Here is a 9,601-nt window from a genome sequence, read left to right as displayed (position 1 = left end):
GAGTTCGAGACCAAAGGGTCCGACCAGATCGTCGTCGCGACCATCCCCAGCCTCGACGGCGAGGAGATCGAGCCTTACGCCAACCGGCTGTTCCGCGCCTGGAGACTCGGCCAGGCGAAGGAGAACAACGGCGTCCTGCTTCTGGTGGCGCCGAACGACCGCAAGATGCGCATCGAGGTCGGCTATGGGCTGGAAGGCACGCTGACCGACCTGCACACCAAGCTGATCATCGAAAACGACATGGTGCCGGCCTTCCGTGCCGGCGATTTCTCCGGCGGCATCAGCAAGGCCGTCGACGACATGATCATGGTGCTGGAAGGCAATCCCGAAGAACTGGAGGCGCGCGGCAAGCGCAATCCGGCGAATGACAATCCTGTCGATCCCATCTTCATGCTGTTCATTGTCCTGTGGGCGACGATGTTCTTCGGCGGCTTGGCAATGGCGTTCCTGCCGCCGATCTTCGGCACGAAGCTGTCGCCGGGCGTTTACAAGTGGCTGGGCATGACGTTCCGCTACGGCCGTGGGCCAGCTTCGTCATCCTCCGGTGGCGGTGGCTGGACGTCTGGGACCTCGTCTGGCAGTGGCTGGTCGTCTGGAAGTTCCGGCAGCGGTTGGTCGTCTGGAAGTTCGGGCGGCGGGTTTTCAGGCGGCGGCGGTTCGTCCGGCGGCGGCGGTTCTTCAGGAAGCTGGTGAGACATCAATCATGGCAACACGACCGATCAGCCCCGAGGATCATGAGCGCATCGCCGATGCGATCCGCGCTGCCGAATCAAAGACCGACGGCGAGATCTACTGCGTCGTGGCGCATGCCAGCGACGGCTATTTCTTTCCGGCCGCTTTCATGGCGATGCTCGGCATGCTCGTCGTCAGCCTCGCCGTCGGTTATGGGCTGGAAGCCTGGTGGCTGTCGATCCGCTTGCCGCATTTCGTCATCGCCGAGCTTCTGGCGGTTGCCAGTGTGCTCATCCTGTTGTGGGCATTGCCGGCATTGCGCATCCATTTGGTGCCGAGGCGGCTGCGCTACCAGGCCGCCCACGCCAATGCGATGAAGCAGTTCCTCGCCCGCAACGTCCACCGCACCACGGCGCGCACTGGCGTGCTGGTGTTCGTCTCGATTGCCGAGCGCTACGCCGAGGTGGTCGCCGACAGCGGGATCGATTCTCGTGTCGGCCAGCATGTCTGGGACGGTGTCGTCCGCGACCTTACGGCGCATGCCGGCGACGATCGGCTTGCCGAGGGGTTCGTCAAGGCGATCCAAGCAGTCGGTGCGGTACTGGCCGAACATTTTCCGGTCTCGACTGGCGACAGCAACGAACTGGACGACCATCTGGTCGAGATTTGATCTCGCCAAAAGCGGTTTCGCAGCGTCTCAAGGACGCACCGTCCGGCTGTGTGAAAGCATCGTGGCGGTTGACCGGACTCTTGCAATCGGGCGCGGCGGGTTTATGGTTAACTAATCATGAATACGCTGAGCATCGACATCAGGAAAGCCGAACCGCGCGATGCAGCCGCCATCGCCGACGTGCATCTCGAGGCCTGGCGCGGCGCCTATTCGGGCATCATCCCACACCGCACGCTGACATCGATGATCAACCGCCGCGGCGCCGACTGGTGGGCGAATGCCATTCGCCGCGCTGCCACCGTCCTGGTCGTCGAAATCGGCGGCAAAATTGCCGGCTATGCGACGATCGGCAAGAACCGTGCCCGCGAACTCAGGCAGCAGGGCGAGATCTACGAACTTTACCTGCGGCCGGAATATCAAGGCATCGGGCTCGGCAGCCGGCTGTTCTCGGCCGCGCGGGCACGGCTGGCCGACCATGGCCTGAAAGGCATGGTGGTCTGGGCGCTGGAAGACAATCAGAACGCACTTGCCTTCTATGCCGGCGCCGGTGGCCGCGATGTTGCCGAAGGCGTCGAGATATTCGAGCAGAAGGCGCTGAAGAAGGTCGCTTTCGTCTGGGAATGACGGCCAGCGCATGATCCGGCCGGTTTTCGGTTCGGACGATCTCCCCGTACCATTCGCCGCATTGCACCATTCGCCGTCGCCCGCTATCGATCTCCAATCGAGAGAGGGATAAAGCGATGCGTATCGAAGCGATTGCCAGCGGAAAGAACCCGCCCGAGGACGTCAACGTCATAATCGAGGTGCCGATCGGCGGCGAGCCGATCAAGTACGAGATGGACAAGGAAGCCGGCACCCTGTTCGTCGACCGCTTTCTGCACACGTCGATGCGTTATCCCGGCAATTACGGTTTCGTACCGCATACGCTGTCGGGCGACGGCGACCCGATCGACGTGCTAGTCTGCAACACGCGCGCGCTGGTGCCAGGCTGCGTCATCAATGTGCGGCCGATCGGCGTGCTGGTGATGGAGGACAATGCGGGCCAGGACGAGAAGGTGATCGCGGTGCCTTCACCCAAGCTGACCTTGCGTTACGAGGACGTCCACGAATACACGCAATTGCCCGACATCACCCGCCAGCAAGTGCAGCACTTTTTCGAGCACTACAAGGATCTCGAACCCGGCAAATGGGTCAAGATCGAAGGCTGGTACGATGCGGCCTATGCCAAGAAGATGATCGTCGAGGCAATCGAGCGGGCCAGGCGCAAGTAATTGTCGGGCGCAAATAATCAGTTGTCGACGCGGCCGAAAGCGGGCGCGTCGCCAAGCACCTCACGCTTGTCCTTGCCGCAGGCGAAGGTGCGTGCCTTCTCGTCGGCAAGCTTGCGCGCCTGATCGTTGGCGGCGGGATTGCCGGTGGCGAGCACAAGGCCGATCGTGCAGCCTTCGTGGGCGTCAGGCTGGGCAACCTTGGCGACGATCAGCACTTCCGTCGACTTGTTCTCGCCCTCGGTATCGCTGATCGAGCGACGATGAATGACGGCGAAGGGAATGGCAGTTTTGCCGTTGGTTTCGATCCGCCACTCGACTTTGGGTCCAGCCGAATTGAGGCCGGAAAAGCTTTCCCAGACCGTGGTCATATCGCCAGGTGGAAAGCCGTAGAACAGCGATTCCCGCGCATCGTCGTAGGAAACCAGCACCGGGTAACCGCGATAGCCCGAACAGGCGAGATCGGCCCAGTCCCCTTCGCCTTCTTCCGCTTGGGCATAGGTGACGCAGTCCTTCTCCCAATCGAGATCGGTATAGACGCTGGATATGTCGCCGGCCCGGGCCGCCTGGCAGAAACCGGCGAGGGCAAGCGGGATCAAGAGAGCGCGCATGGCGGAACAACTCAGTTCGGGGGGCGCAGCGTACCGTCAAATTTAGCAGCAGCCTAGAGGAAGTCGGGCTGCGCACAGTGGTCTGGTAAAACGGAACACTATTTCTTCAAACTTGCCTCTATCAGAAGATCGGCGTTGCGGGCCACCGACTGCGCCGGCCCGCCGACACCGAACAGCTGGCCGCTGATATAGGCGCCCTCGATCAGCAGCAGCAGCCCGTCGCCCAACGTGTCGGCGTCGCCGGCGCCCATCTCTGCCGCCATGGCGCGCAGGCGCCGGCGCAGTTCCTGCTTGTTGGCCTCGCTCACCGCGCGGGCCGGATGGCCATGTTCGGGATATTCGACCGCGGCATTGGTCATGCCGCAGCCACGATAATCGGGCTTTTGCGTGCGCTTGCCGACGCGGGTCAGGAAAGCGACGATCTGCGCGCGCGGATCGCCGGGATGGGCATCCACCGCCTCGTCGAAACGCTCCCAGAATTCGAGGTCATAGTGCCGGAGGTAGGATGCGGCCAGCTCATCCTTGGACGGAAAGCTGCGGTAGAGGCTGGGCTTGGTGACGCCGGCACGCCGCACGATCTCGTCGACGCCGATCGCCCTGATGCCTTGCCGGTAGAACAGGTCTCGCGCCACCTGGAGAATCCGTTCGGCGGCGCGAGGCGGGGGTGCGTCATTCGCCTTGATCGTTGGTTCAATGCTTTTCATGCCTGGTCTGCCGGTTAGCTGGTTGACAATGTTACCGGTCGGTACGTATGTTTCGCGCCCCTGCAACGTACCGGTCAGTAACATGATAGCTCAATCCCGCCCGTTTGGCCAGCGCTACGCTTTCGTCGTGGTCGCCGTCATCTTCCTCTGCCTGCTGATCGCAGCGGGCCTGCGTTCGGCGCCGGCAGTCATGATGCTGCCGCTGGAGAACAGTTTCGGCTGGCGGCGCGACGTGGTGTCGCTGGCGGCGGCCACCGGCATCTTCCTCTATGGCCTGACCGGGCCGTTTGCCGCGGCGCTGATGGAGCGGATCGGGCTGCGCCGCACCTTGCTTGCCGCGCTGCTGTTGATGTCGGGATCGACCGCGCTCAGCCTGTTGATGACCAAACCGTGGCATCTGCTCCTCACCTGGGGCGTGTTTTCCGGCGTCAGCTCGGGCGCCGTCGCCACCGTGCTCGGCGCGACCATCGTCAACCGCTGGTTCAAGACCAATCGCGGCTTGGTGATGGGACTGATGTCGGCGTCCAGTGCCACCGGGCTGCTGGTCTTCCTGCCGCTGATCGCCGCGCTGGCTCAGTCGGGTGGCTGGAAGCCGGTTGTCATCGCGGTCTCGGTTGCCACCGCCTGCCTGCTGCCGCTGGTCTGGCTGCTGGTGCCGGAGCGGCCGGCCTCCATCGGCATGGTACGCTATGGCGCCGAGCTCGACGACGTGCCGCCGTCACCACCTGCCGCGCAAGGCAATTTCCTCGCGCATACGATGAGCACGCTGCGCCGCGCCGCCGGCACGCGCGTCTTTTGGTATCTGTTCGCCACCTTCTTCGTTTGCGGCTTCACCACCAACGGGTTGGTCGGCACGCACCTGATCGCCTTTTGCGGCGATATGGGCATTGGCGAAGTGCAGGCTGCAGGCCTGCTCTCGATGATGGGCATCTTCGATCTTATCGGCACGACGCTGTCGGGCTGGCTCACCGACCGTTTCGACCCGCGCAAGCTGCTCGGCGTCTATTACGGTATTCGCGGCCTGTCGCTGATCTATTTGCCCTATTCCGGCTTCTCGGCGACCAGCCTGATCATCTTCGCCGTGTTTTACGGACTGGACTGGATCGCCACCGTGCCGCCGACGCTCAGGCTTTCCAACGAGGCGTTCGGCGACCGCAGCGGGCCGATCGTCTTCGGCTGGATCGTCGCCGGCCATCAGGTGGGTGCGGCAACGGCGGCCTTTTTCGGCGGCACCATGCGCGAGCTGCAAGGCAATTACGAGCTTGCCTTCCTGATCGCCGGCATGACGGCAATAGCCGCCGCCTGCATCTCGCTGCTGATCAATACCACCCGCCCGGCCTTTGATCCGGAACCGCAGGCGGCTTGAGCTCCGACGGCTGAGCGCTAATCTCCCCGACGGGGATATGGCCGGGAAGCAGCCCGAGGGGGTCGGTCCAACCGGGCTCGGCCCCTTATCGCCGATGCAGGAGGCCGGCGCTCCGCGCGTGACGACCCCCTCTGTCGCCTTCGGCGACATCTCCCCCTCGAGGGGGGAGATTCGCCAGCCTGTTCACTGTTATCAAACCTTCATCGTTTCGAAATGTGCCTGAAACATTGAAGCTGGAGCTTGGCGGCGACGTTCAATGCCATCCAGGAGACAGCCATGAACAAGATTTCGATGACGCGGCGCGCTTTCGTCACGTCGGCCAGCGCCGTTGGCCTGGTCGGCGCCTCGGGCCTCGCCCTTCCCTATTACTCGCGCGCCAATCAGCGCCCGGCGTTCACCCATGGCATCCAGTCCGGCGACGTCGACGCCACCAGCGGCATGGTCTGGACACGCACCGACCGGCCGTCGCGCGTCATGTTCGAGGTGTCGCCGACCGAAAGCTTCACCAATGCCGTCCGCCTGGCGCCGCTCGATACCTCGCCGGCCAGCGATTATACGGTGAAGCGGCTGCTTACCGATCTCGCCTCCGACCAGGACATCTTCTACCGCATGGTCGCGAACGATCTTGCCGACATCAACGCCGTTTCCGAGCCGGTCGTCGGCCGCTTCCGCACGGCACCTGCCTCGAAGCGCGACATTCGCTTTGCCTGGTCGGGCGACACCGCCGGCCAAGGCTGGGGCATCGACGAGACCGGCATGAAGACCTACGCCACCATTGCCAAGCACACGCCCGACTTCTTCCTGCATTCGGGCGATACGATCTATGCCGATGGTGCGATGAAGGACGAGGTCGACCTGCCCAACGGCGGCAAGTGGAAAAACAAAGTGCTGATCGACGAGAAGCGCAAGGTTGCCGAGACGCTGGACGAATACCGGGCGCAGTGGAAATACAACATGATGGACAGGCATGTGCTGGCGCTCAGCGCCATCTGTCCGACCTTCTATCAGTGGGATGACCACGAGGTGCTGAACAACTGGTCGGACTCGAAGGACCTGAGCGCCGACGATCGCTACACTGAAAAGTCCATCCATGTGCTGGCGGCACGTGCGGCGCGCGCCTTCCACGAAATGACGACGATCCGTTACGAGCCGTCGGAGCCCGGCCGCGTCTACCGCAAGATCGCCTATGGTCCGCTGCTCGACGTGTTCTTCCTCGACATGCGTTCCTACCGCGGCCCCAACGGTCCGGATATGCAGGAGACGATGACGCCGCAATCGCGCATCCTCGGTGAACAGCAGATCAAGTGGCTGAAGCGTGAACTGGCGAATTCCAACGCAACCTGGAAAATCATCGCCGCCGACATGCCGCTCGGCCTCGTCGTCTGGAACGACGGCACCAAGAAGGTAGGGGCCGAGGCGGTCAGCAATGGCGACAATGGCCCGGCCAAAGGGCGTGAGCTGGAAATTGCCGACCTTCTTCGCTATATAAAGAATGCGGGTATCAGCAACACTGTCTGGCTCACCGCAGACGTGCATTACACAGCCGCGCATTACTACAATCCGGACAAGGCGCAGTTCCAGGACTTCAATCCGTTTTGGGAATTCGTTTCGGGTCCGATCCATTCCGGCACGTTCGGGCCCAATGGTTTCGATATGACATTCGGCCCGGAGCTGAAGTTCATAAAGGCACCAACTGCCGAACAGGGTCAAAACCTGGCGCCTTCGGCCGGCCTGCAGTTCTTCGGGCTCGTCGAAATCGATGGCGCCACCGAGCAGTTGACGGTGCGGCTGATGGATCGCGACGACAGCGAACTCTACAAGGTCACGCTCGATCCGGTGCGGTCGGCGTGAGCGACGGCGCCACTACCCTCGGGCCAGCCCGAGGGTAGGACGTATATCAATCGGGATAGCAGACGACGGGAATGTTGGGCCAGACGGCGCTGTCGCATCCGGCATTTTGCTGCCGCTGCTTGAAGGCGGCGCTGACCGGCCCGGTCACCACCGGATCGACGCCATCGGGAGCATCGGCAAAAAGCTGCTCCGCCGACGGCTTGTCGGACGGCAAAGCAGACCGCGTCTCCTTGAACGACGCCGCCGACTGCGCCGCGCCGGCCGCGAGGAGGACGGCGAGCGCGGTACATGCCAAAATCGGCCGGAGTTTGATGCCTATCTCGATCATGAAATTCGAACTGTCCGGACCATGAAAGGTTCCGCCTTGGTTAATAATTCCACTTCACACCAAGACATTTAAGATTTGGTGACTTTATTTGGTGGCTCGCCTCCTCTTTCGCAATTGCGAAAAACCCTGTATGAGCCGCCCAACCGAAAGAGGCAGCGCCTTTTGGCCTGCTGCCTGCAACGCTCCCGAGACCGAAACATGAAAATCCGCAATATCGCGATCATCGCGCACGTCGACCATGGAAAAACCACCCTCGTCGACCAGCTTCTGAAACAGTCCGGCTCGTTCCGCGACAACCAGCGCGTCGCCGAGCGCGCCATGGATTCGAACGACCTCGAAAAGGAACGCGGCATCACCATCCTGGCCAAGGCGACCTCGGTCGACTGGAAGGACACCCGCATCAACATCGTCGACACGCCCGGCCACGCCGACTTCGGCGGCGAGGTCGAGCGCATTCTGTCGATGGTGGATTCGGCCATCGTGCTGGTCGACGCCGCCGAGGGGCCGATGCCGCAGACCAAATTCGTCGTCGGCAAGGCGCTCAAGGTTGGACTGAAGCCGATCGTCGTCATCAACAAGATCGACCGGCCCGATGCCCGCCACGTCGAAGTGGTCAACGAGGTGTTCGATCTTTTTGCAGCACTTGACGCCACCGACGAGCAGCTCGACTTCCCTATCCTTTATGGTTCAGGCCGCGACGGCTGGGTCTCGGAAAACCCCGAAGGTCCGAAGGACCAGGCTCTGGCGCCGCTGTTCGACCTCGTCATCAAGCACGTGCCGGCGCCGACCGTTCATCCCGGCCCGTTCCGCATGATCGGCACCATCCTGGAAGCCAATCCGTTCCTCGGCCGCATCATCACCGGCCGTATCGAATCCGGCACGCTGAAATCCAACCAGGCGGTCAAGGTGCTGCACCATGACGGCACCCAGGTCGAAACCGGCCGAATCTCGAAGATCCTCGCCTTCCGCGGGCTCGAGCGCCAGCCCATCGAGGAAGCGCAGGCGGGCGACATCGTCGCTATTGCCGGCCTGTCGAAGGGCACCGTCGCCGACACGTTCTGCGACCCGTCGGTGACGGAACCGCTGCATGCGCAGCCGATCGATCCGCCGACCGTGACGATGTCGTTCCTGGTCAACGATTCGCCGCTGGCCGGCACCGAAGGCGACAAGGTGACCAGCCGCGTCATCCGCGACCGCCTGCTGCGCGAGGCCGAAGGCAATGTCGCGCTGAAGATCGAGGAATCGCCGGACAAGGATTCGTTCTTCGTTTCCGGCCGCGGCGAATTGCAGCTGGCCGTGCTGATCGAGACGATGCGCCGCGAAGGTTTTGAGATCGCCGTGTCGCGGCCGCGCGTCGTCATGCAGAAGGGCGACAGCGGCGAGTTGCTGGAGCCGGTCGAGGAAGTCGTCATCGACGTCGACGAGGAGCATGCCGGCGTCGTCGTGCAGAAGATGTCGGAGCGCAAGGCCGAGATGGTCGAGCTTCGCCCTTCGGGCGGCAATCGCCAGCGCATCGTCTTCCACGCACCGACGCGCGGATTGATCGGCTACCAGTCGGAACTGTTGACCGACACGCGCGGCACCGCTGTGATGAACCGGCTGTTCCATGCCTATGAACCTTACAAGGGTGAGCTGCCGGGCCGTACCAACGGCGTGCTGATCTCCAACGAACAGGGTGAATCGGTGGCGTACGCCATGTGGAACCTGGAAGACCGCGGCCCGATGGTCATCGACCCCGGCGTCAAGGTCTATCAGGGCATGATCATCGGCATCCATTCCAGGGACAACGACCTCGAAGTCAACGTGCTCAAGGGCAAGAAGCTGACCAACATCCGCGCCGCCGGCAAGGACGAGGCGGTGAAGCTGACACCGCCGATCCGCATGACGCTGGAACGCGCGCTGGCCTGGATCCAGGACGACGAGCTGGTCGAAGTGACGCCGAAGACCATCCGCCTGCGCAAGCTCTATCTCGATCCGAACGAGCGCAAGCGTTTTGAGAAGTCGGCGAAAGTGGTCGGCGCGGCATAAAGGGCAATACCGCGCAATGAGCGGTAAACTCGTCACGGCTGTCATATACGACAATCGACCCGAGGCCGAAGTTTGCGTGTCGATGCTCGACGCGTATGCTCTC

Annotated in this window: 10 protein-coding genes; 7 read left to right on the top strand and 3 right to left on the bottom strand. The window is 62.7% G+C overall.

Features of this window, described 5'->3' with window-relative positions:
- From NKI25_RS27955 to ppa, 4 genes are all read left to right on the top strand, one after another.
- Positions 1–693 (top strand): TPM domain-containing protein (locus tag NKI25_RS27955; protein WP_352594386.1); only part of this gene is annotated, 693 nt, incomplete at its 5' end.
- Positions 694–703: 10 nt separating this feature from the next.
- Positions 704–1,342, top strand: a complete 639-nt coding sequence (locus tag NKI25_RS27950) for a TPM domain-containing protein (RefSeq protein WP_352574587.1) — start codon at positions 704–706, stop codon at positions 1,340–1,342.
- A 117-nt stretch (positions 1,343–1,459) separates the two neighbouring features.
- Entirely contained in the window at positions 1,460–1,966 is a 507-nt protein-coding gene (locus tag NKI25_RS27945; RefSeq protein WP_023678138.1) for a GNAT family N-acetyltransferase, read from the top strand.
- A gap of 116 nt (positions 1,967–2,082) precedes the next feature.
- The gene (gene ppa / locus NKI25_RS27940) at positions 2,083–2,613 is read left to right on the top strand and encodes an inorganic diphosphatase (protein ID WP_352451245.1); all 531 of its coding nucleotides are present in this window, start codon (positions 2,083–2,085) and stop codon (positions 2,611–2,613) included.
- A 17-nt stretch (positions 2,614–2,630) separates the two neighbouring features.
- Here the strand turns inward: ppa and NKI25_RS27935 are convergent, their stop codons facing one another.
- Positions 2,631–3,221, bottom strand: a complete 591-nt coding sequence (locus NKI25_RS27935; RefSeq protein ID WP_352644631.1) for a hypothetical protein — start codon at positions 3,219–3,221, stop codon at positions 2,631–2,633.
- Between the two features lie 98 nt (positions 3,222–3,319).
- Entirely contained in the window at positions 3,320–3,925 is a 606-nt protein-coding gene (locus NKI25_RS27930) for a TetR/AcrR family transcriptional regulator (RefSeq protein WP_352644633.1), read from the bottom strand.
- 82 nt (positions 3,926–4,007) lie between these two features.
- On the opposite strand from NKI25_RS27930, the gene NKI25_RS27925 reads away from it, so the two are divergent.
- Both NKI25_RS27925 and NKI25_RS27920 read left to right on the top strand, forming a co-directional pair.
- Positions 4,008–5,291 (top strand): MFS transporter, encoded by a 1,284-nt coding sequence (locus tag NKI25_RS27925; protein WP_352999962.1) that lies wholly within the window; start codon positions 4,008–4,010, stop codon positions 5,289–5,291.
- Between the two features lie 276 nt (positions 5,292–5,567).
- Positions 5,568–7,142: an alkaline phosphatase D family protein gene (locus tag NKI25_RS27920; RefSeq protein WP_352999960.1), complete on the top strand. Its 1,575-nt coding sequence runs from the start codon at positions 5,568–5,570 to the stop codon at positions 7,140–7,142.
- A gap of 46 nt (positions 7,143–7,188) precedes the next feature.
- Here NKI25_RS27920 and NKI25_RS27915 read toward each other — a convergent pair whose 3' ends face one another.
- The gene (locus tag NKI25_RS27915; RefSeq protein ID WP_352451242.1) at positions 7,189–7,470 is read right to left on the bottom strand and encodes a hypothetical protein; all 282 of its coding nucleotides are present in this window, start codon (positions 7,468–7,470) and stop codon (positions 7,189–7,191) included.
- 198 nt (positions 7,471–7,668) lie between these two features.
- On the opposite strand from NKI25_RS27915, the gene typA reads away from it, so the two are divergent.
- The gene (typA, locus tag NKI25_RS27910; protein WP_352999958.1) at positions 7,669–9,498 is read left to right on the top strand and encodes a translational GTPase TypA; all 1,830 of its coding nucleotides are present in this window, start codon (positions 7,669–7,671) and stop codon (positions 9,496–9,498) included.
- Positions 9,499–9,601 lie beyond the last annotated feature (103 nt).

Origin of the sequence: Mesorhizobium sp. M0808, from assembly GCF_040320025.1 — a bacterium.
In the GTDB taxonomy this organism is placed as follows: Bacteria; Pseudomonadota; Alphaproteobacteria; order Rhizobiales; family Rhizobiaceae; genus Mesorhizobium.
Note: the sequence above shows the minus strand (reverse complement) of the source record. Positions and strands in the feature narration are given on the sequence as shown.